The sequence below is a fragment of the Niabella aquatica genome (assembly GCF_054779315.1).
Window position 1 is genome coordinate 92,781 of sequence record NZ_BAAGYM010000004.1, and the last position, 22,477, is coordinate 115,257.

A 22,477-nucleotide genomic window follows, 5' to 3' on the forward strand; every position below is an offset into this window, starting at 1 on the left:
AATGATAAGAAAATATGAAATCATTGAAACAGGCGACGGCAGCCATACCCTGAAACTGGCAGGAACAAATATAACTTTTCATTCGTGTAGGGGAGCCGTTCAGGAGTCGCAGCATGTTTTTATAAAATCAGGGTTTGAATATTTTGTACAGCAGGCCGGGTCGCAGCAACCTTTAGCCATTTTTGAAGTAGGATTGGGCACCGGCCTTAATGCTTTGCTTACTGCAATGATTGCTGACCAAAAACAAAGAGAAGTGATTTATTATGCAATAGACAGGCATCCGCTGCCTGTAGCAATATACACAAAGCTCAATTATCCGGTTTTATTACAAGAACCAGTATTGTACAAGTTTATGATGCAAGCTGCCTGGAATGAATTGTTACCTGTTACCCCGTTTTTCAAACTGCAAAAAATACATAGTGATTTAAACAGCTATACTTTTCACCGGCAGTATGATATTATTTACTTTGATGCGTTTGCTCCTGACGACCAGGAGGAAATGTGGACGGATGCCATCTACCGGAAAATGTATGATGCATTATATCCCGGCGGTGTACTGGTTACTTATTGCTCTAAAAGCATGGTTCGACGGGCATTGATGCAGGCCGGTTTCCTGATAGAAAAATTACCAGGTCCGCCTGGTAAAAGAGAAATCATACGGGCAAACAAATCTTTTTGATTGCCGGGTTCAATCTGTTTCGGTCATTAGTTTATAAATGGCGCAGCAAGCCGGGAGCCCGCTACGGTACAATCAATTATTGCTTATAAGTGCTCTTCTATATCTCTGTGACGAGCTTTTCCCCCGAACCGGTGGACCAGTTTTTTGATCACCCAATAAAAAGCTAATAAGAACAGTATTGCCATGATTACCGGAATGACAAAAGCCAAAACAGAGCCGCTGATTGCTGCGGTATTTTCGCCGGTGGCTACCACTGCGTTCCCGGTGCCTAAAGTAGTTTTACTGCTAAGCAGCCGAAGCAGGCCTGTACCGGATGCTACCAGTCCTGCGCCACCACCGCCGGCAATCATGCCGATCATCCATTTCATCCATTCGTTATCTACAGGTATCACAGATATAGCTAATAAAGTTCCGGCAATTGCCGCCAACGGAGTGGCAATTGTATCGAGTATATTATCAATAAAAGGAATGTAATAAGCCGTAATTTCAAATAAGGTGGCAACGCCCAGTGCTATAAGAGCAGGAGTAGAAGAAAGCCACTGGAAACTTTCAGAAAAACCGAATATATGGAACCTGCTGGCCAGCCCGGCTATTAAAAGGGGAATAAATACACGGAACCCGCAGCAGGCCGAAAGTGCAATGCCTAAGGCAGTGGCGGTAATAGCCTGTATGTCAAAGCTCATATTGGGTATTGAATTGTTTAAAGCAGGATGAATGCCTGGCCTGACCTGTCACGATCTGACCAGTTGTACAGATAAAGTTAAATCAATTTATTAAGAATTCATTTCCCGGTTGAGTTTCCTGCAAGGGGCACAGGGCTACAAATTTTACCAGTTGATACAAGCTGTACTATTGACTATGAACCATAATCCGCTGCTCCATTATTTTCTTTTCCCCTGGCAAGCGAATAAATGCTGGCATTGAGCTCGAAACCTATCAGAAGGATCAGCGAGTTTAAAAAGATCAGCACCAAAACAAAAATAATAGTACCGATCGATCCGTATAGTTTGTTATAAGTACCAAACTGGCTTACCCACCAGGTAAATCCTAATGTACAAATAACGACGAGGCAGGTGGCCACCACTGAACCGGGAGTTAAGAGCTTCCATTTTTCATCAACCGAGGGCGCGTGGCGATAAATGTAGGAGATAATAAAGAAAACAAGTAGCAGAATAAGTATCCATCTTGCTTTTTCCCAAATAGAGGTCAGAACCTGGTTCTCAATTCCCAGCCATGTTAAAACTGATTTTTGAGCAATCAGTAATGCCAGGCAAAGAATAAAGAGGAATATTAATGTCAGTGTTATACGAATAGCTACCAGCCTTCTTTTAAAGCCTTTACGTTTGGTAAAGCCCGGGTACTTCTGGTCAAAAGAACGCATAACGCCCATCATCGCGTTGGATGAGAAAAATATGGAAAGCAGGATACTGAAAAATAACAGTGCATTCCTCGGTTTTTCCACAATAGTATCAATAAAGGCGAGTATGGGCTCATAGTTGGACCTTGCCGGAATGATGTCAACGATCAGTGTTTTAAGCTGCCCCATCAAATTAAGCTCAATGATAAAATTGAAATTGGCTATAATAGGGATAAGCGTGCACAAAAAAAGCAGCAGCGGGGGCAAGGCCATTGCTGAGTTGAAGGAAATAGCAGAAGCCCGTTCAATCAGGTCGTCCCAGATTACATGTTCCCTGAGTCTTTTGATGGCATTGAATAAAGAAACATTCCTGAAACCGGGCAGCTTTTCTGAACGGCTTTGCGCGATCACTTTTTTCCAGAAACCAGTGCCCACCACCTTATCTTTTATTTTTTTGCCTACACTCATTTTTTTGCAGGTTCAATTTTTCCGAAACGTTGATTTAATGCCTCCTGGTATTCTTTCGCCAGCTTCAGATGCTCCTGGTAATTGGCAGAAAAAACATGAGTGCCATCAAATGCCGGGCTTGCCACAAAGTAAATGTATCCCGTTTCCGGTGCATTAAGCACTGCATCAACAGTAGCCTGCTGCGGCGTGCAAATAGGACCCGGCGGGAGCCCCTTATTCCTGTACGTATTATATGGCGATGAAACAGAAAGATGCTTGAATAATACCCGCTTGATGCTAAAATCTTTTAGAGCAAATTTTACAGTAGGATCGGCCTGCAGGGGCATGCCTTTTTTTATGCGGTTTAAATAAGCGCTGGCAATAATTCCTTTTTCTTTTGAGGCATTAGTTTCTTCATCCACAATAGAGGCGAGTGTTGCGGCCTGTACAGGAGTAAGGTCCTTTTGTTGCGCTTTTTGTTTTCTCTCATCTGTCCAGAAAATTTTATAAGCAGTGTAAAACTTCTCAAAAATAATATCAGGTGTCGTGTTCCATTTATTTTCGTAGGTCAATGGAAGCACGGCGGCCATTACCGTATTTGTATCTAAATTATATTTTTTTAAGGAATCATTATTGATTAAATAGCTGATAGCGAGGGTTGAGTCAAATTCGAAGGCTTTGCCCATTCTGCCTGCCAACTGCTCTTTGGTGCGTATTTTGGTAACTACAAAATGAACCGGTGTCTGGCTGCCGTTTCGCAACATGCGTATAAGCGTTAAAACGCTCATACCCCTATCAACCCTGTATTTCCCGGGCTTCACCTTGTCAAAGCTTAAAAATTTTTCGGCAATATTAAACCAGGTGATACTGCCTAAAATATTTTCGTTCACGAGTTGCTGTTTTAACTCAGGCATGGTAGTACCGGTTTTTATATAAAGAAAACCATCTTCGGTTTTTTTAGTTGCCGGCCCCACTATTTTAAATGTAAAAAAAGCGATTGCTATTAGTAGGATGATCAGTGCTGTCTTTAAAAGCTTACTCATTTATAGATGATATTGATGTTTTCTTAACGAGGTGAAAGTAAAACAAAAAAGGGGCAAAAATGAAAAACCTGTAAGGACTTTGAAATCTTTACAGGTTTAAGAATAATTTATTTTCCTGGTGGCTGTATTAGGCGTATGCCGGCAACACTACCATATTTGATTATTTTCCCGAATCCGCCGCAGGTATTGTTGCCGGCAGGGTAGTAGTGTTAGCCGGTAAGGCGGGTTTTGCCGCAGGTTGTTGTTGTACAGGTGCCGTGCCTATGTCCTGCAACCTGCCTTTGTTACCTGTTGCAGTATCAGCGCCTGAAATAAAGAACGTAGACAAAAGACTTAATACACCAATAAGCGTTGCAAAGATCCATGTGCCTCTTTCGAGGATATCGTTTGTTTGTTTTACACCCATGAACTGGCTGCTGACACCAGCAAAGTTGCCTGCCAGGCCACCACCTTTTGGGTTCTGGATCAATACGATAAAACCTAAAATAACTGCGACTAATATAATGAGTATAACAAATAAAACCGTCATGTTTATCTTTTTAAATGGTCAATTTTGGCTGCAAAATAAGCGCTTTTAGCGGGAATTTGCAAACTTAATTTTTTATAAACGGAGACAGCCTTCTGAATATCACCCTGTTTAGCCCAAACCTCTGCCATGGCTTCCGTATCGGCATTTTCACCGCTTATAGAGCGTTCGGCCATTTGTTCTATGTTTTTTTCTTCGGTTAAGGTGATGTTGGTTTTGGCAGTGGCCCCCGGCAGGCGTTTCATTTGCTTCAGCCATGCTGTAAAGCTTTTCAGTTGTACACCAAACTGATCGTTTACACCCTGTTCATTCCATTTAATGCCCTGTGCAGCAAAATAGTCTACGGTATAATAAGGAGTGAAAGCGAGTTCTGTTTTGTATGGATCAGCAGCTTCTATTTTAAAAGCCGGCAACGGGGGTAGCGGAACCTCATCGGCTGTATTTTTTTCTTCAGCAGTATTTTTGCCTGTTGCAGGAGCAGGATCAGCAGGTACTTCTTCAATCTCTGTGACAACAGGAAGTATGTTTTGTTCTATGGCCAGTGCGGTTTCTTCCTGTATTATTTTTATACCAGCTGGCCGGCTATCTGTTTCTATAAGATGGCTGATAAAAAGCGGGTTACTGTAATGAAGAAACGTTGTTTGTGCCTGCGTGGCGTATGCCTCATTGCCTGTTTGCTTTAGTTTTTGCGCGTAAAGCAGCTGTATAGCAGCAGCGTACGGATATTTTTGCGCCAGGTTTTGCAGCTCCTGGGGGTTGTAATCCTCTAATGGTCTGCCCAATACGGCATCGGATAGTGTATTGCTGAAACGTTTCATACCCTTGTTCATTACCAGTTTGAAAATATACGGTTAAAAATAGCATCGGGGATATCCCGGAGCATTTGTTCCTGCAAACCCTGCTCTGCCTGCTGAAGGCTAAGCGTACCTGAGTAATCGAAAGGGGTGCTTACATCATATTTACCTATTGTTTTTTGATTCTTATCTCTTACTATAATATTAACGCCTACATTAAGGCGGTTACTGTTTACCTGCTGGTTAGATATACCTGAAGTAGAGAGGCTATAGCTGGTGATTTTACAATCTATAACCCAATCAGCATCATCGCCCCGCGTCATCTGCAGCTTGGTTTGCCGCATTACCTTCTGTATCAGTTTATCCGTAAGCTCCGGAGCCAGTCTTGGATTAATATAAGAAGCTGAATTCGTAAATGGGTTGATCTTTACAATTTTTACTGAATCAGGAATGGACTTGGCGTCCTGAAACCCATACCGGACCTTACAGCTGCTTTGTGAAAAAGCAAGAAAGAGTACTGATGCAATAAAGGAAAAAACGAGCAATTTTTTATAACTCTTCAATATCATATTCTTTTAATTTTCTGTAAAGTGTGCGTTCGCTTATACCCAGATCAAGCGCCGCATCTTTTCTTTTGCTTTTATGTTTTTTCAACGCTTTTATAATCAGCTCTTTTTCCTTATCCATAATATTAAGACTTTCTTCTACCTCTACATGTTCCTGGATGTTATTGTCCATGCCAATGGTTATAGGCGATCCCTGCGGCTGTATAGCTGCCGGGGCAGGCAGATCTATATGCATTGGCTGGGCCAGAGACTGAAAATTATCATGTCCTGATTTTAAATCTTTCAGATTATTAATGAAGGTAGGATTTTGCTCTGCAACAGCAGGATTCTGCAAAACTTCCAGAAACATTTTTTTCAGTTCGTTAACATCTTTCTTCATATCAAAAAAGAGCTTATATAATATCTCTCTTTCGTTTTGAAATTCCTGCTGATTTGAATGCGCAACTACCGCCGGCAGCCTGTTATTGGAGTAGGGCTGTAAATACCTGCTGAGCTCTTTTGCGCTTATTGTTTTTTCGGGCGATAATACGGATACCTGCTCCGCAATATTTTTCAGCTCGCGCACATTTCCAGGCCAGGGATAGGTGAAGAGCAGATTTTTAGCATCTTCTTCCAGCTGGACGGAAGGGGTTTTGTATTTGTCGGCAAAATCTGCTGCAAATTTCCTGAATAATAAAACAATATCTTCTTTGCGTTGTGCCAGCGACGGAACCCTGATGGGGACGGTACTTAAACGGTAATACAGGTCTTCCCTGAACTTGTTTTGCTGTACTAACTGCAGCAGGTCTTTATTAGTAGCAGCAATGACGCGTACATCTGTTCTCTGCACTTTGCTGGAACCCACTCGGATGTATTCACCGGCTTCCAATACCCGCAGCAGGCGGGCCTGTGTGCCCAAAGGCATTTCCCCGATTTCATCCAGGAAGATGGTGCCGCCGTTTACGGTTTCAAAATACCCTTTCCGGGCATCCACTGCACCTGTAAAAGAACCCTTTTCGTGCCCGAATAATTCAGAATCGATGGTGCCCTCGGGTATAGCACCGCAGTTTACGGCAATAAAAGGGTTATGCTTACGCGATGATAACGAGTGAATGATAGACGAAAAAGCTTCCTTACCCACGCCACTGTCCCCGATAATGAGAACGGTAAGATCGGTATTGGCCACCTGTGCCGCCACCTGCAGGGCATAGTTTAACTCCGGCGAATTACCTATAATGCCAAAACGGTTTTTTATACTTTGTAGATCCATAAATGCCTGTTTCACGCAGCGAACGCAGAGTTGCGATGGCGCAGCGATTATAGTTTATTTACAATTCGGTTGATACCTTTTTTAACAATGTTACATTAAAGTTGATTAGTATAGCCAACTTTAAAATTAGTCAGCACTTGTTTACAATGAATATCTCCCAACGCCTTAATAATTTTCAACTCCAGAATAACTTTATTATTCAGAATGACGTCGGCTATAAATCAATGAGATTGCTACACTATCTCCCCAAACAACGTTGCCTGGGTACAATCGCTGATCAGCACATTCACATAGTCGCCTTTTTTGTATGCAGCAGTATTCTTTGGGAATACCGCCACTTTGTTTTGTGAATTACGGCCTACCCAGTCATCAGCGCTGCGCTTGCTGTCGCCGTCAATTAAAACAGTAAAGGTTTTGCCTACATCTTTTTTATAACTGATCAAAGAAAGCTCGTTTTGTTTCTCAATGATCTCCTGTAACCTTCTTTTTTTAATGTCCAGGGGAATGTCATCTTTATAACGTCGCTGCGCCAGTGTTCCGGGCCTTTCGCTGTAGAAGAACATATAGCTGAGGTCATACTGGCTATAATCCATAATGGAGAGCGTTTCCCGGTGCTCTTCCTCTGTTTCGGTACAAAAACCGGCAATAATATCAGAAGTGATGCTGCAGCCAGGCAATATTTGCCGTATTTCATCTACCTTACTCATATACCATTCGCGGGTATAGGTGCGGTTCATCAGTTGCAATACACGGGTAGCGCCGCTTTGTACCGGAAGATGAATGCACTTGCAGATATTTTCGTAAGCAGCCATGGTATGTAATACATCGCTGGTAATATCCTTGGGGTGAGAAGTAGAAAACCTTACACGCAATAAGGGTGAGATTTGTGCTACCATTTCCAAAAGTTTGGCGAACGTTATAGCTCCTCCGCCCTCCGGAGAGCTGAGCCGGGAAGCCGCTGATGATATCGAAACGCCATTGGTATTAGAAGATTCTAAAGCCTCTCCTTCGGGGTTTGGGGAAGCTGGTATGTAATAATAACTATCTACATTTTGCCCTAACAGGGTTACTTCACGATAGCCATTCTCAAACAGATCCTTACATTCATTAATGATGCTGGCTGCATCGCGGCTGCGTTCGCGGCCACGGGTAAAAGGTACTACGCAGAAGGAACACATATTATTACAGCCGCGCATAATGCTTACAAAAGCCGATACGCCATTGGTATTAAGCCTAACGGGCGCTATATCTGCATAAGTCTCCTCACGGCTTAATAATACATTAATGCTTTTATTACCATCGGCCGCCTCATCCACCAGCGTAGGCAAACTGCGATACGCGTCGGGGCCTACAACAATATCCACGAGTTTTTCCTCTTCCAGGAATTTAGATTTCAAACGTTCTGCCATGCAGCCGAGTACCCCTACTAAAGTTCCGGGGTTTTGCATTTTAAACTTTTTAAATTCTGTAAGGCGCTTACGAACAGTTTGTTCTGCCTTCTCACGGATAGAACAGGTATTGATGAAGATCAGCTGGGCTTCTTCCACATTCCGGGTGGCACCAAAACCCTCTTTATTTAATATGGATGCTACTACTTCGCTGTCGGCAAAGTTCATCTGGCATCCATAGCTTTCTATATAAAATTTTTTTTTATACTCGTTAGGATCTGAAGTAAAAGGAGCATAGCTTTCCCCCTGGCGTGCTTCATCCTGTATTTTATTGGCTACTAAATCAAGCATTAATTTTCTTATTAGAGTTTCAAGCGAGCAAAGATAGGCGATTTCCAACAGCTTTATGACAGGATGGCAGTTGTTTTAATTTTTTTGAAGTTGAAAAGTTGAACATAATCTGACTGTTATTGTCTGCCAATCAATTAGATGAGTTATGTTACACAGCCGCAAAGCTGCCTGATGAAAAGGATGAAGCCGCAGCTGAAGGCCAGGGCTCATAACCCCATAGCAGCTGGATTTTTGTATTGTTTTATAACAGCCGGAAATAATAATCGCGTATAATAGCCTGTTTTCCGAAAAATGTTCGTACATTTGCACGCTCTATTTTCGGGGTAAGAAGTTTTATGGCTAGCAGGAGGGATTACGATATAGCATTTGTGGGGTTAAAACCTGGTATTCATGAATATCACTACCATATTACAGATAAGTTCTTTGAGTCATTTCAGCAGCAGGATTTTACTGACTGTGATGCCCAGGTAAAATTGCTTTTGGATAAAAAAAGCAGTTTTATGTTACTGAAATTTGAAATTGGCGGTAGTCTGATGGTAACCTGCGACCGGTGTAATAATGATCTGAAGCTTAATTTGTGGGATGAGTTTAATATTACCGTGAAAATGGTGGAAGAGCCGGAACTGATGAATGACCAGGAAGATGACCCTGATGTATACTATATAAGCCGGGGTGAAAGCCATATAAACGTGGAGAACTGGATATATGAGTTTATTAACCTGAGCATTCCCATGCACAAGATATGCAGCGCTAATGGCGCACAGTGCAATGAGGAAGCGCTGAAAATGCTTGACAGGCTGGAGCATGAAGCGCCGGGCAAGCCGGATGTAAACCCTATCTGGAAAGGGCTGGAGCAATTTAAAAAAAAGAAAAATTAACTTTTCCCAGGGCAGCGAAAGAACTTATAAAACGCCTGGTTTAAAACAATTGTAAGTATTATTTATTAAATAGCATTTTTAAAAGAATTTAAATAAAGAGTTATGCCAAATCCTAAACGCAGGCACAGCCAGCAAAGAAGCGCAAAACGCAGAACACACTATAAAGCAACAGCACAAACTTTAACTACTGATGCTACCAGCGGTGAAACGCATGTGCGCCACCGTGCACACGTTAGCGAAGGTAAGTTGATCTATAAAGGTAAGGTAGTAGCTGAAAAAGCGCCTGCTAAAGCCTGAGTTTAGTTAGTTCTATATTATTTTTTGAGAATTCCATGTACTACCAGTCATGTTTTGACTGATGTATCTGGAATTTTTTTATTTTAGCCTGAGATCAGACGCTCGTGCTTCCTGTTTTAATGCAGCACATATATAAAACGCGTCTCTCTCAACCCAATTATGGTTTGCCCCGAGCAGACTAAAATATAAAAGTATATAAATGAATATTGGAATTGACATGATGGGTGGCGATTTTGCACCGCTTGAGGCCGTGAAAGGGGCGAAGCAATATCTTTTAAACAATGATTTTGAAGGGCTGCACCTTGTACTTTTTGGGAATGAAACGCTTTTAGAGCCTTTATTATCTGAATATGAGGTGCCCGCCGGTAAATACACGGTGGTAGCTACCACCCAGGTAATTGATATGCACGAGCATCCCACCAGGGCCCTGAAAGAAAAGACCGATTCTTCTATAGCAATTGGGTTCAGACATATGGCTGCGGGGAAAATTGATGCTTTTATCAGTGCCGGCAATACGGGCGCTATGATGGTAGGCGCTATGTTCAGCATTAAAGTAGTGGAGGGTGTATTACGGCCTACTATTTCTTCGGTAATTCCTAAACGGGATGGCAGCACCGGGCTTTTGCTGGATGTGGGGCTGAATGCCGACTGTAAACCAGAACAGCTGAACCAGTTTGCTGTAATGGGTGCTGTATTCAGCAAGTATATTTATGGTGTGGAAGAACCGAAGGTTGGATTAATGAACGTGGGAGAGGAAGAAGGAAAAGGAAACATACTGGCGCAGGCAGCTTATACTATGCTGAAGGCTAATAAAGCGATTCATTTTATAGGAAATGTGGAAGGCCGCGACGTTTTTAATCACAAAGCCGATGTAATGGTTTGTGAAGGATTTACAGGAAATGTGGTTTTGAAAATGGCGGAATCTATTTATGATATAGCGCAGAGCCAGCATATTGATAACCCTTACCTGAACCGGTTCAATTTTGAGATATACGGTGGCACGCCTGTGCTGGGCGTTGAAAAGCCGGTGATCATTGGCCACGGCATATCTCATGATACTGCATTTAGTAATATGATTGATGTTGCTGTGAAAATGCTGAATACAGACGTACTGGGAAAAGTAAAAGATGCGATAGGAAATATGTAATTTTATTAAAAAGTAATACAGGACTCGTTTAAGCTTATTTTAACCGTAGCGTTTCCGAAGCATAATGCCGTTTGGTAATTGAAAGAATATAGAATCACCAGGACACGAAGCTGCTCAAAGAGGTGGCCCCAAAAGCTATAGCAATAAAAGTGAAAAGCAATAGGGATAAACGCGGCGTATGTTAAGTAGATGTCAGGATTTTTGAAAGTTTAAAGAAGTTAGTACTTTACCTTGTAACGGGCGCTGCCAAAACTTAAATAAACAACCAGAAATGAAAAAAGTGCTTTTAATCGCAGTGAGCCTGTTTACGTTGCAGGCTTTTGCCCAGGACAATTTCAGTGTTTCTCCGGCGAAACCCAAAGCAGGTGAAGAGATCAGTTTTCAATATGCGCAGGGAGGAGATCTGTCGGGGGTTATGAAAATGCCCGAAGCCTATGTAATGCAGTTTTCTTCAAAAGGGAATAAAATAATTGATATTCCGCTTAAACGGGAATACGGAAAGCTGGTAGGTAAGATAAAAACAGATACGGCCGCTACGCTCCTGGCATTTGCCTTTACTATCGATAATAAGTTCGATACAAATAACGACGAAGGTTTTTGGATACCATTGTACGATGGTGAAAATCCAAGGAAAAACAGCTATGCCGGTGCCGGCAGCTTTTATATGCAGTATGGCCCTGATTATTTTGGTATAAAAACCAATCCAGCAAAGGCTGTGGCTTACTATGATAAAGAATTTAATGCTGACCCATCAGCTAAAGCAAAATACCTGAACAGCTACTTGAATGCCAAGAGGGCTATTGATAAGGAAAAAGGAAATGCCGCTATACAGGTTGAAATTGAGAATACCCTTAAGGCCGGCCTTAAGGCAAAAGAAGATTATACCAGGCTGGCATCTTTATACAGTCTGGCAGGCCTCAGACAGCAGAATGCATTTATCGGCAGACTGCAAAAAGAAAAATTTTCAGGAGAAGATGATGTGAGCCCTATGGGGTTTTATGAGAAATTTTATGGATCATCTTCCTCTGAACAAAAGCAAGAGGTTCTAAATGCAATGATAGCAGTTGCAGATACTGCAGCTAACAAGGGGGAATATAAATCTTATATCAACTATTTTCAGCGCTTTTTGCTGAACACCTATTTCAATGACAAAAACTGGGATGCTTATAAAAACCTCGCATCAACTATAACAGATAAAAGCTTTTTAGCTACACAATACAACAGTACAGCGTGGCAAATGCAGGAAAAAGGAGACAGCTTAAAGTATGCGGAAAGTCTTGCTTCTTTTGCTGTCAATTATGCCAAAGCCCAATGGCAAAAACCTACCGAAGCCAAGCCTGATATGATGACGGCCAAACAATGGGAAGAAAGCCGGAAAAGAAATTACGCCGCTTATGCGGATACTTATGCCATGGTATTGTACCAGCTGGGCCAGGCGAAAAAAGGCCTGCCTTATGCAAAAGATGCTGCATTTACAGTCGGCAAAGGTGATAATACTGATTATAATAATACTTATGCGTTACTTGCAGAGAAGATATTGTCCCCGGCAAAACTGGTGCCTGAGCTTGAAAAATTCGTGAAAGACGGCAAGGCCTCCGATAAGATAAAAGAAATATTAAAAAACCAGTATGTGAAAAAGAAAAAAGGAGATGCCGGGTTTGACCAATACATAGCCAACCTGGAAAAGGAAGCGCATCTTAAAATGATTGCTGATCTTAAAAAGCAGATACTGGATCAGCCGGCACCTCAGTTTACATTATCTGACCTGGATGGTAAAAAAGTAAGCCTTGCTGATTATAAAGGGAAAGTGGTAATAGTGGATTTCTGGGCTACCTGGTGCGGACCCTGCATCGCTTCTTTCCCGGGCATGAAGAAAATGCAGGAAAAATACAGGGATAACCCGGATGTAAAGTTTTTATTCGTGGATACGTGGCAAAAGGAAGAGAACAAAGAGCAGAATGCAAAAGACTTTATTACTAAAAACAATTATAACAGTTTTCATGTGCTGATGGATAACGAGGATAAGGTGGTAAAAGATTATGAGGTGTCCGGAATTCCTACCAAATTTATTATTGGTAAGGATGGCAGGATTAAATTTCAGGCAGTTGGTTTTGATGGAGAAGACCATCTGTATAAAGAGTTACCAGCAATGATAGAGCTGGCCAACTGATGGTTCGTATTCCGAGAGGTTTTTTCAAACAGGCGCAAACCGGACAGGCAGTGTATGGATGCACCCTTACATTCAGCTAATGTTATGCCTCCAATAATTTCCCGTAATAGAATATCGGGCTGCTTTTTATTACTTTTGAGCGTTTTAAAAAATGTGTATGAAGAAAATATGCCCGGTTGTTTTTTGCCTGCTTACAATATATGCTTTTGGGCAGGAGCGTTTCATTCATTTTCCTGAAAAGCCTAAGCCAGGTGAGGAAATAACTTTTCAGTATATGCCGGGCAGCGAACTGGCTGACATAAAGCAATTGCCTGATGCTTATGTGCTGCAATTTTCACTTAATGGACATTACCGGGTAATAGACATCCCACTGAAACAGGAGAAGGGGAAGCTGATAGGCAAAGTAAAAACAGATAGTGCGGCTAATTTCCTGGCTTTTGGTTTTCTCATTGCTGAAAATGTTGATACAAATGAAGGCAATGGGTACCTTGTACATTTACATAATGAAACAAGCGTTGTACAAAACAGCTATTTGAATAAAGCATTTTTTTATACAGACGGATTAGCTGGTGATTTATTGGGCATTGCCAATAGTTATGAAAAAGCCATAGCCGGTTATGAAAAAGAATATGAGCTGTACCCATCAAGTAAAAAAGATGTTTATCATCTGGAAAGTTATTTTTTATTTAGAAAGAGGGTAAATAAAGAATCGGCTGTTGTACTAATTCAAAAAGAAATTGAACAGGCAATTAAGGCCGGACTGAAGGATAAAGTAGATTATATGATGGTGGAAAGCCTTTATGACATTGCAGAGCTTCCTCAGCAAAGCGCTTTTATTGCTACGATCAGGAGAGAAAAATATCCTTCTACTGAGAACAATAACTATGAAACAGAGCCATATTATTTTTCTGATAAATTTTCTGAATCTGGAACTATTGCAGAAAAGCTGGTCGTTTTAAAGCAGATTGTTGCGATAGCCGATACTGCTCAAAATAGAGAAAGGTACAACTCTACCATAAACAATCTTAAACAAAAACTGCTTCAACTGTACATAGATGCTAACGATTTTTCAAACTTCAGGCTAATTGCCTGTACAGTAACTGATAAAGAAATGCTTGCTGAATCTTTTCAAAATGCGGCTGAAAAATTGTTTGAAACAGGAGTGAACTTAAAGTTTGCGGACAGCATTTCTTTAGCTGCAACAATGTATGCTAAAAAGGAATGGCTGAAACCTACTATTGCCAAGCCGGATTTTTTAACAGCGCGCCAATGGGAGCAACGCAGGAAAGAACGTTATGCTATGTACGCTAATACATACGCTAAAATATTATATAAGATGGGAGCGTATAAAAAAGGGTTTGCGTATGCGAAAGAGTCTGCCATCAGGCTTTCGGATGGGAACAGTTTGGATTATAACAATACATATTTCCTTTTGGCAGAAAAAATATATAACTCTAAACAATATACTGCCGAACTCGAAAAGTTTGTAAAAAAGGGTAAAGCATCTGATGAAGCAATACAAATGTTAAAGAAAGAGTTTGTGAAAATGCAAAACACCGGCAACGATTTTGATGAATACCTTTACGGATTGAAGAATGAAGCGTATGCAAAAACGCTGGCTGAATTAAAAACACAGATATTAAATAAAACCGCTCCGCAGTTTTCCTTATCTGATTTAAACGGCAACAACATAAACCTGGCAGATTATAAAGGCAAAGTTGTTGTGCTGGATTTTTGGGCTACATGGTGCGGTAGTTGTATTGCCCTGTTCCCTGGTATGATGAAGTTGCAGCAACAATATAAAAATGATAATGACATACAATTCTTTTATGTTAATACGTTGGAAAGAGGGAGTGCCGATGCTGTAAAGGCATTTCTTTTAAAAAGAAAATATCAGGCTTTAGATGTGCTGATGGATAGTGAAGACAAAGTGGTAAAGAGCTATGGGGTGTTCGGCATTCCTACAAAGATTGTGATTGGTAAAGATGGAAAGATCAAGTTCAAATCCGTTGGTTGGGAAGAAGAAGAAGTTCTTCTCAGGAGGCTTTCGGCTATGATTGAGTTATCAAAGTAAAGAAGCGTGAAATTTAAAATTGACAAATTCGTATTAGCTATTATTTTAGTTGTAGCAATAGCATGGCTTTTTCCACAGTGGGGAAGTGAGAACAGTAAAGTGCCATTGGATGCTATGGGCAGTGTAGGTGTTTCTCTGATCTTCTTTTTTTATGGGTTAAAACTCAGCCCGGATAAGATCAGGTCAGGCCTGAAAAACTGGAGGCTGCACCTGCTGGTACAACTCTCCACCTTTGTTTTATTTCCTTTAATTATCATCGCTTTTTATCCGCTCGCGGGAATAACATATCGCCAGCTATGGCTGGCTTTTTTGTTTTTAGCAGCATTGCCTTCTACTGTATCTTCTTCGGTTGTAATGGTATCTATAGCAAAAGGGAATCTCCCTGCTGCTATCTTTAATGCAAGCATTTCAGGGTTAATAGGTATTGCTGTTACCCCTCTATGGATGGGACTGTTCCTGCAAAAAACAGCTGCAGGCTTTGACCTGGGCCATATTTATCTGAAGCTGCTCACCGAAATACTATTGCCGGTGGTGCTTGGAATTGGACTGCAGCGTTATTTACACCATTACACGGTTCGTTTTAACCGCTATCTTACTTTATTTGATAAATCAGTGATCTTGCTGATCATTTACAAAAGCTTTGCCGAATCCTTTGAAAAAAATATTTTCAGCACAGTAAGCTGGGCCGACCTGTTGCTGATTACGCTAGCTGTAATGGTGCTTTTCTTTGTGGTTTATTTTTTAACAGGATGGCTGGCGCATTATATGAAATTTAACAGGGAAGACCAGATCACTGCTCAGTTTTGCGGAACCAAAAAATCGCTGGTACACGGCACTGTTTTTTCCAAGGTGCTTTTTCCGGCTTCAATGCCAGCCGGTATCATATTGCTTCCCCTGATGCTTTTTCATGCGTTACAGATATTTATTATCAGTATTATAGCTGGCCGGCTTTCGCGAAAAAATAAAAAATAAAATCCGGCATAGCTTTGCTGATTATTTATGTTGGTATTAATTCTCAAATACAATCGTTTTATTATGATATACCAGCACTTTATCCTGTAATACCAGTTGCAGTGCATGAGCCAGTGAGGATTTTTCAATTTCCCGGCCCAGTCGCATCATGTCTTTTACAGAATGAGCGTGATTGACCGGGATAATCTGCTGGGTAATAATAGGGCCTTCATCCAATACATTTGTAACAAAATGTGCCGTGGCACCAATTAGCTTTACACCTCTTTCATAGGCCTGCTTGTATGGGTGTGCACCAATAAATGCCGGCAAAAAGGAATGATGGATATTAATAATACGCGACGCATATTTTGAATTGAATTCAGGAGAGAGGATACGCATGAACTTGGCCAGTATAATATAATCAAATTCATACCGCGCAAGTGTTTCAAGGATCTCATGTTCAAAAATATGTTTCTCTTTACCTTCATGGGTTATATAATGAAAAGGAATGTCGAACTTTTGTGTGAGTGCTTTAAGGTTATCGTAATTACCTATAACACATTGCACCTCTGCTCCTAAGGTGTTGAAGTGATGCCTTAACAATATGTCTCCCAGGCAGTGATGCTCTTTGGTAACCAGTAAGGCGATCTTCTTTTTTTCGTAGGGGCGGATGCTTATATCTGTATCGGCGGGTAGCTTTATTTTTATTTGCTCCTGAAGCCGGGTAAGATCCGTATCGCCCTGCACTTCAAGGCGTATATAAAAGCGGTTTTCATTCACATTTACATATTCCTTCATCGATATGATATTGAGATGGGCTGCTGCCATAATCGAAGAGATATCAGCTACTAATCCTACTCTGTCGCTGCATTGTAACAGTATAACCATGTTTTTTTAGACTTTAGACGTTAGATGTTAGTATTTAGATGTTAGATTTTAGACAATGGACGATTGCCAAATACAGGAGGCTAAAAGCGTACACACTATTTAATTACTTTGTTAACCTGAAAGCTGGTAACCAGCAACCAATATCCAGTAACCAGCAACCATTCACACCTGCTTTGCAAAAGCCTCCAGGCTTTCAAACAACAAATCTATATCAGGATGGGGCAATGCCTGGTCTTTTTTTGTTGAAGTAATGAATACGGTATACATACCTGCATAACGGCCAAACTTCATATCGCTCAGGCTATTGCCTATGATCAGGGATTTAGTAAGATCAATGTCGGGGAAATCGCTCACTGCCTGTATGGCCATACCCGGATTAGGCTTACGGTTAAAGGATTTGTTTTCCACGTCTGTACAGAAGTAAATTTTATCAATATTGCCGCCTGCACTTTCAATACCATCCAGCATTTTTTCGTTCATGGCAGCCAGGTTATCGGGGCTGATAATTCCCCGCCCTACACCTCTTTGGTTGGTCACTACAATGATCCGTTTAAATTTTTCGGTAAGCTTTTTAAATAAGCCGGGTACGCCATCTGTAAATTGAAATTCTTCCGGTGTTGTTATATAACCGCCTGGCTTATCATGGTTAATTACGCCATCCCGGTCTACAAACAAGGTCCAGTTTTTGTCGATCCGGCTAAGATCGGGCGGAGCCTTTGCAAACTCCGTTTGTGCCCTGTTATAATCTTCAGGGATGCCGATGTCGATAAAGTATGTATCCCAGGCGATACCTGAAAAATGTGCTTCACCAACGAATTGTTGCAGGTAATCTTTTTCAAAAGAGAATTTCGTGGTAAAGCTTTTGGAAAAAAAAGCTTTTTTATGAATAAGGTATAAACCGGCGTTGATCAGGCCTGATTCATAATATTGCTTTTCTTTAAAGCTGCTGACGGTATTGTTTTTACTAAGTGTCACTACTCCATATCGGTCAAAGTTATACATAGGTTTTAATGCAAGTGTGCAGGTCGCATTATGCTGCAGATGCTGTACTAACATTGACTGCGCATCAAAATGAAACAGGGTATCTCCGTTGGCGATAAAAACATTTTCTGCGGTGGTTTTTTGCAATGCAAACCGTATAGCGCCACCTGTTCCGAGGGGCTCATCTTCAATCACGTAATCATAATCCAGCGATGAGAACTCCTGTTGCAGCCATTGAAGGATCACGTCGTGCATATATCCCAGGCTGAATACAATTTTATCAATGCCCTGCATGCGCAGGTAATTGATTACATAGTATAAAAACGGCCTGCCGGCAACAGGAGCCATACATTTAGGCAGATCGGGAACCGCAGAACGAAGGCGGGTGCCGAGACCACCGGCGAGGATGATGGCCTCATGCCCCTCCGGAGAAGTCATTTCGGACAAAGAAACAGGACTTGGAGAGGCAGAAAGTTCTTGTTGCATGTTCATTATTGGATAAACTTATATTCTTCCTTTGGGCGATTAAGGGGCTGCAAAATATTTTTCCTCTACCAGCTGGCAAATGATATGGCCTAACAGCATATGGCACTCCTGTATGCGCGGGGTATCAGCTGCGGGAATATTAATGAGGTAATCGCTTAATGGCTTCATACTTCCGCCACTTTCCCCGGTAAAGCCAATGGTAACCATTTTTTTACTTTGTGCTGTTTCAAAAGCCTGTACAATATTTTTCGAATTGCCGGAAGTGCTGAGGCCGATCAGTATATCGCCTGCCTTACCCAGACCCTGTATAAGCCTTGCATAAATAAGATCAAAACTATAATCATTGGCAACGGCAGTAAGATAAGAGGTATTACAATGCAGGGCTTCTGCCGGAAGCGCTTTCCGGTCTTTATAAAATCTTCCGCTGAATTCGGCCGCAAGATGTTGTGCATCTGCAGCGCTGCCGCCATTGCCGCAAAAATATACACTGTTCCCTTTTTTGAAAGTGTCTACTACCAGTGCAACCACTTGTTCAACAGTAGCAAGTAATGCCTGGTTTTGTAAAACCGATTGTTTTACATCAATAGATGACCGGATAAGTTGTTGTATTTGTTCTTTCATATATTTTTGTTTTAACAGCTGCTCCCTGTTTTAGGTTTTAAAGAGGGAGGATGAGGTTTATACGCTCCATGTTTTTAAGCCATGTTTGGTAAACTGGTAATTGCGGTTAACACCGCCGAACTGATCCAGGGTATGCTGAACCTTATATTTGGTATTGCCGGGGCAATAAAAGATCATAAAACCGCCGCCACCGGCGCCGCTTATTTTTCCGCCGGTAGCACCGGCTGCTTTGGCGGCGCTGTAAATATCATCAATGAGCTGGTTGTTAATACCTGCTGCCATTTTTCTTTTTTGCTCAAAGCCGATATCAAGAATCTGTCCTATTTCATGCAGCTGGCCTTTTAGCAAAGCTTCTTTCATCATTTGCGCCTGGTGTTTCAGCTCATGCATGGCGTCTATGGATGTCTGTTTTTTGTCTGTTACATTTTTGCTTTGCTCTTCAATAATTTTTGCAGATTCCCTGCTGGTGGATGTATAATAAAGCAGGAGATTGTTCTCCAGCTCATCCAGGTAGCGCTGCCTGATGCGTAAGGGGTTTACAATTACTTTATCATCTTTATAAAACTCCATAAAGTTTACACCGCCAAATGTTGCGGCATATTGATCCTGTCTTCCTCCTGCAAGTTTCAGGTCGTTTCTTTCAATGTTATAAGCATACTGCGCAATGTCATACTCGCCTAAAGGTAACTGAAGCATTTCGGCAAAAGCGCCCACAATAGCCACCACAAGCGTAGAGGAGGTGCCCAGGCCGGAACCGGCGGGGGCATCTACATAAGTGCTTAGCTTAAAACCAGTTCTCCGGAAAGGATAATCTTTCTGGATACGGTTGTAAACTCCTTTTAATAAGTCAAGATGTCCATTTAGTGGTAGTTGCCTGCCCCAGTCCAATTCCTCTCTTTCGTCGCGGTCAAAAGCTTCTAAGGTAATCTTGTCATCGTCTGTTATTTCGATGGTAGCATTTGCGTTCAGCGAAATAGTGGCGTTTAATATAGCGCCGCCAAACTCATCGCAGTAGGGGCTTACGTCTGTACCGCCACCGGCCAGTCCTATTCTTAAAGGTGCTTTACTTCTGTGGATCATTTGTCTGCCTGTGATTTGTATGAATTGACCTGAATTTTTTGTTAGGAAGCCGCTTAAAATTAAGGCCAGCTCCTCCAAAGTTGCTTAATGGTGTTATTGCTAAATTGTATGTTTCAAGATAGTTAATTGCCTGTGCAAAAGGCCCATTGTCTAAGCATATTTTGGCTTTTAGTTCAGCCGAAATAACAGTCTCTGTCCAAGAGTCAACATACCTTTTTCGGATTTGTTGATTTCTGTAATCAATCGGCATTGGAGACTCACGTTTAAAAGAAATGCCCGCAAGCATCATTTCAATTTTAAATGCATGTTGGTATATTACTTCCTGAAAGCCATTACCAGGTACCTGATGAACTGTCATTGCAAATCCGGCGATTTGTGAGACCATATCAGAATATTTATATCTGTTATCAATCATATTTAATCAATAAAATCATAGTTCTGACATTATCGCATTTACAATATTTGTCCAGCTGTATTTTTCTTTCTCGGTGCGAAGATGTGGAATAAAATGGTTTTCTCCTAATTCATAAAAATGCCTGATGGCACCGGCAATGGCTGATGGCTGCGGTTCGACAACAAAACCGCATTTTCCGTCAGGTACAAGAGCCGGCAGCCCTCCAACATTGGTAACGATCATGGGCTTTTCGAAATAATAAGCAAGGGGTGTAACACCACTTTGGGTGGCATTTTTATAGGGTTGTACCAGTACATCACTGGCGCATAAATAATACCTGACCTCATTATCAGCAATAAAATTTGTTCTAAGAATTAACATTTCTTCAATATCCAGTTCTTTTATAAGGTCTTTGTAAGGCTGATCATCTTCATAAAACTCACCTGCTATAAGTAATTTGAGATTGGGTATTTGAGATCTGAGACTGGCAATCGCGTTCAGCAATAAATCCAGTCCTTTATATTTGCGGATAAAGCCAAAGAACAAAACGATCTTATCAGCCTGGGATAAGCCTAAATATTCCCTGGCCTGATCTTTAGGCAATAGGGTCCCAAAATTATCATAAAGCGGATGCTGAACTAAACTTGCAGGTTTTTGGGAAAAAGTTCGCAGGTCTGTCAGTACTTTTTCGCTCATGGTAATAAACCCGTCAACTGCTTTTACAAAATACCTGGTAAATAGCACATCGCCCGGTCTTTTTTCGTGTGGAATAATATTGTCTGCAATGCAAATGACCTTTGTATGCCTGTTTTTCTTTACCTGCCGCAGGATAGTACCTAACGCAGGTCCCATCAAAGGTAACCAATACCGCACCACAATAATATCAGGGTTTTCCTTTCTGAGTTGGTTGCCTACCTTAAGCCAGTTAAGCGGATACACAGAGTTTATCAAAGAATCGATTTTAATGCTTTCAGGTGCTGGATCATTACTGTACTGCGTTTTTCCGGGAAACAGGAAGGCGGGGTATTGGAGGCAAAAAGAAACGATAGCACATTCATGTCCCATTGCCATAAATTCTTTTGCCAGGCGATGATCAAAAGTGGCTAACCCTCCACGTAAAGGGTGCGCCGGACCTATAATGATTACTTTAGCCATATATTTCAGCAAATATAGTTTACAGGTTTAAATTGTTAAGGAGTTAATAGGTTCAACGGGTTATTAATCATTACTATGTTTAATATGTCATGTTGTATGCTGCTCATAATATCACTATCATTGAATGGTGCCCGCGATTTGCGGATGAACTGTACAAAACCACTGATTGTAACATTCTGTTGGGTTTAAAATAGAAAAAATACGGCTAAATACAGGTCTCATTAATAAGTAAGATTATCTTCTTTTTCAATTTTTAAACCTTTTACATTTTCAACTAATCAATTACATTTGCTGCATGAGGCGCAGTACAGAAGATACTTATAAGCATAAAGGATTAAGAAAGAAGCTGGTGGATGGTATAAGGGCTAAAGGTATAAAGGACGAAAATGTGTTAAATGCCATTAATATGATTCCTCGTCATTTTTTCCTGGACTCTGCTTTTGATGATGTAGCTTATGTGGATAAAGCCTTTCCCATAGGCGAAGGACAAACAATTTCCCAACCTTATACAGTGGCGTATCAGTCGGAGCTGTTGCAGGTGCAAAGAGGCGATAAGGTACTCGAGATTGGAACCGGCAGCGCATACCAGGCCGTGATTTTAGCGGCAATGGGTGCAAAGGTTTTTACCATTGAACGGCAAAAAAAACTGTTTGATGAGAACAAAGCGTTCGCTTATCTGAAACAATATCCGTTTGTTAAGTTTTTTTACGGAGACGGGTTCCGGGGCCTGCCTACTTATGCGCCTTTTGACAAAGTGATCGTTACTGCTGCTGCACCGGAAATACCTCCTAAACTGGTTGAGCAAATGAGAACAGGAGGTAAGATGGTAATTCCTGTAAACATTGGTAATATACAACAAATGCGCAGGATAACGAAACTTGAAGAGGGTACTGATATTGAGTATTTTGATAATTTTTCTTTTGTACCTATGCTGGAAGGAAAAAATTCTTAACTA

General features: G+C 41.3%; 23 protein-coding genes. 8 read left to right on the plus strand and 15 right to left on the minus strand.

The window, feature by feature from the left end; all coding sequences use genetic code 11:
- Position 1: 1 nt before the first annotated feature.
- Entirely contained in the window at positions 2-679 is a 678-nt protein-coding gene (gene mnmC2, locus ACYVBM_RS04140; RefSeq protein WP_460684361.1) for a tRNA (5-methylaminomethyl-2-thiouridine)(34)-methyltransferase MnmC2, read from the plus strand.
- Positions 680-762: 83 nt separating this feature from the next.
- On the opposite strand, the gene ACYVBM_RS04145 is transcribed toward mnmC2, so the two are convergent.
- The 9 genes from ACYVBM_RS04145 to ACYVBM_RS04185 form a co-directional block, all read right to left on the minus strand.
- A complete protein-coding gene (locus ACYVBM_RS04145; protein ID WP_460684362.1) occupies positions 763-1,362 on the minus strand; it encodes a DUF4126 domain-containing protein in 600 nt (199 codons plus the stop codon).
- A gap of 173 nt (positions 1,363-1,535) precedes the next feature.
- Positions 1,536-2,504, minus strand: a complete 969-nt coding sequence (locus ACYVBM_RS04150) for a YihY/virulence factor BrkB family protein (RefSeq protein ID WP_460684363.1) — start codon at positions 2,502-2,504, stop codon at positions 1,536-1,538.
- Positions 2,501-3,526, minus strand: a complete 1,026-nt coding sequence (mltG, locus tag ACYVBM_RS04155; protein ID WP_460684364.1) for an endolytic transglycosylase MltG — start codon at positions 3,524-3,526, stop codon at positions 2,501-2,503. Before mltG ends, ACYVBM_RS04150 begins: the two co-directional genes overlap by 4 nt.
- Positions 3,527-3,686: 160 nt before the next feature.
- Entirely contained in the window at positions 3,687-4,055 is a 369-nt protein-coding gene (secG, locus tag ACYVBM_RS04160) for a preprotein translocase subunit SecG (protein ID WP_460684365.1), read from the minus strand.
- Positions 4,056-4,057: 2 nt separating this feature from the next.
- Entirely contained in the window at positions 4,058-4,870 is an 813-nt protein-coding gene (locus ACYVBM_RS04165) for a hypothetical protein (protein WP_460684366.1), read from the minus strand.
- An 11-nt stretch (positions 4,871-4,881) separates the two neighbouring features.
- Entirely contained in the window at positions 4,882-5,415 is a 534-nt protein-coding gene (gene lptE / locus ACYVBM_RS04170) for an LPS assembly lipoprotein LptE (protein WP_460684367.1), read from the minus strand.
- Positions 5,396-6,661, minus strand: coding sequence for a sigma-54 interaction domain-containing protein (locus ACYVBM_RS04175; protein ID WP_460684368.1), 1,266 nt, complete (start codon positions 6,659-6,661; stop codon positions 5,396-5,398). The genes lptE and ACYVBM_RS04175 overlap by 20 nt, the downstream gene beginning before the upstream one ends.
- A gap of 95 nt (positions 6,662-6,756) precedes the next feature.
- Positions 6,757-6,879 (minus strand): GxxExxY protein, encoded by a 123-nt coding sequence (locus ACYVBM_RS04180; protein WP_460684544.1) that lies wholly within the window; start codon positions 6,877-6,879, stop codon positions 6,757-6,759.
- Between the two features lie 15 nt (positions 6,880-6,894).
- A complete protein-coding gene (locus ACYVBM_RS04185; RefSeq protein ID WP_460684369.1) occupies positions 6,895-8,400 on the minus strand; it encodes a MiaB/RimO family radical SAM methylthiotransferase in 1,506 nt (501 codons plus the stop codon).
- A 335-nt stretch (positions 8,401-8,735) separates the two neighbouring features.
- Here ACYVBM_RS04185 and ACYVBM_RS04190 point away from each other — a divergent pair, with 335 nt between their 5' ends.
- The 6 genes from ACYVBM_RS04190 (at position 8,736) to ACYVBM_RS04215 (ending at position 15,938) form a co-directional block, all read left to right on the plus strand.
- Positions 8,736-9,278 carry a YceD family protein gene (locus ACYVBM_RS04190; protein ID WP_460684370.1) on the plus strand — a complete coding sequence of 181 codons (543 nt, stop codon included), beginning with the start codon at positions 8,736-8,738 and terminating at the stop codon, positions 9,276-9,278.
- A 102-nt stretch (positions 9,279-9,380) separates the two neighbouring features.
- On the plus strand, positions 9,381-9,575 hold the full coding sequence (gene rpmF, locus ACYVBM_RS04195) for a 50S ribosomal protein L32 (RefSeq protein ID WP_460684371.1): 195 nt from the start codon (positions 9,381-9,383) through the stop codon (positions 9,573-9,575).
- 199 nt (positions 9,576-9,774) lie between these two features.
- Positions 9,775-10,722 (plus strand): phosphate acyltransferase PlsX, encoded by a 948-nt coding sequence (gene plsX / locus ACYVBM_RS04200; protein WP_460684372.1) that lies wholly within the window; start codon positions 9,775-9,777, stop codon positions 10,720-10,722.
- 271 nt (positions 10,723-10,993) lie between these two features.
- Entirely contained in the window at positions 10,994-12,892 is a 1,899-nt protein-coding gene (locus ACYVBM_RS04205) for a TlpA family protein disulfide reductase (protein ID WP_460684373.1), read from the plus strand.
- A 157-nt stretch (positions 12,893-13,049) separates the two neighbouring features.
- Positions 13,050-14,966: a TlpA family protein disulfide reductase gene (locus ACYVBM_RS04210; RefSeq protein WP_460684374.1), complete on the plus strand. Its 1,917-nt coding sequence runs from the start codon at positions 13,050-13,052 to the stop codon at positions 14,964-14,966.
- A 6-nt stretch (positions 14,967-14,972) separates the two neighbouring features.
- Positions 14,973-15,938: a bile acid:sodium symporter family protein gene (locus tag ACYVBM_RS04215; protein ID WP_460684375.1), complete on the plus strand. Its 966-nt coding sequence runs from the start codon at positions 14,973-14,975 to the stop codon at positions 15,936-15,938.
- A gap of 36 nt (positions 15,939-15,974) precedes the next feature.
- On the opposite strand, the gene purU is transcribed toward ACYVBM_RS04215, so the two are convergent.
- The 6 genes from purU to ACYVBM_RS04245 form a co-directional block, all read right to left on the minus strand.
- Entirely contained in the window at positions 15,975-16,805 is an 831-nt protein-coding gene (gene purU / locus ACYVBM_RS04220; RefSeq protein WP_460684376.1) for a formyltetrahydrofolate deformylase, read from the minus strand.
- A gap of 162 nt (positions 16,806-16,967) precedes the next feature.
- Positions 16,968-18,278 carry an HAD-IIIA family hydrolase gene (locus ACYVBM_RS04225; protein ID WP_460684377.1) on the minus strand — a complete coding sequence of 437 codons (1,311 nt, stop codon included), beginning with the start codon at positions 18,276-18,278 and terminating at the stop codon, positions 16,968-16,970.
- 33 nt (positions 18,279-18,311) lie between these two features.
- Positions 18,312-18,893 carry a D-sedoheptulose-7-phosphate isomerase gene (locus ACYVBM_RS04230; protein WP_460684378.1) on the minus strand — a complete coding sequence of 194 codons (582 nt, stop codon included), beginning with the start codon at positions 18,891-18,893 and terminating at the stop codon, positions 18,312-18,314.
- 57 nt (positions 18,894-18,950) lie between these two features.
- Positions 18,951-19,973, minus strand: a complete 1,023-nt coding sequence (locus tag ACYVBM_RS04235) for a GHMP family kinase ATP-binding protein (protein WP_460684379.1) — start codon at positions 19,971-19,973, stop codon at positions 18,951-18,953.
- On the minus strand, positions 19,957-20,388 hold the full coding sequence (locus tag ACYVBM_RS04240) for a GxxExxY protein (protein WP_460684380.1): 432 nt from the start codon (positions 20,386-20,388) through the stop codon (positions 19,957-19,959). The genes ACYVBM_RS04235 and ACYVBM_RS04240 overlap by 17 nt, the downstream gene beginning before the upstream one ends.
- Positions 20,389-20,403: 15 nt before the next feature.
- A complete protein-coding gene (locus tag ACYVBM_RS04245; protein WP_460684381.1) occupies positions 20,404-21,522 on the minus strand; it encodes a glycosyltransferase in 1,119 nt (372 codons plus the stop codon).
- Positions 21,523-21,817: 295 nt separating this feature from the next.
- Here ACYVBM_RS04245 and ACYVBM_RS04250 point away from each other — a divergent pair, with 295 nt between their 5' ends.
- The gene (locus ACYVBM_RS04250) at positions 21,818-22,474 is read left to right on the plus strand and encodes a protein-L-isoaspartate(D-aspartate) O-methyltransferase (RefSeq protein WP_460684382.1); all 657 of its coding nucleotides are present in this window, start codon (positions 21,818-21,820) and stop codon (positions 22,472-22,474) included.
- Positions 22,475-22,477: the final 3 nt, after the last annotated feature.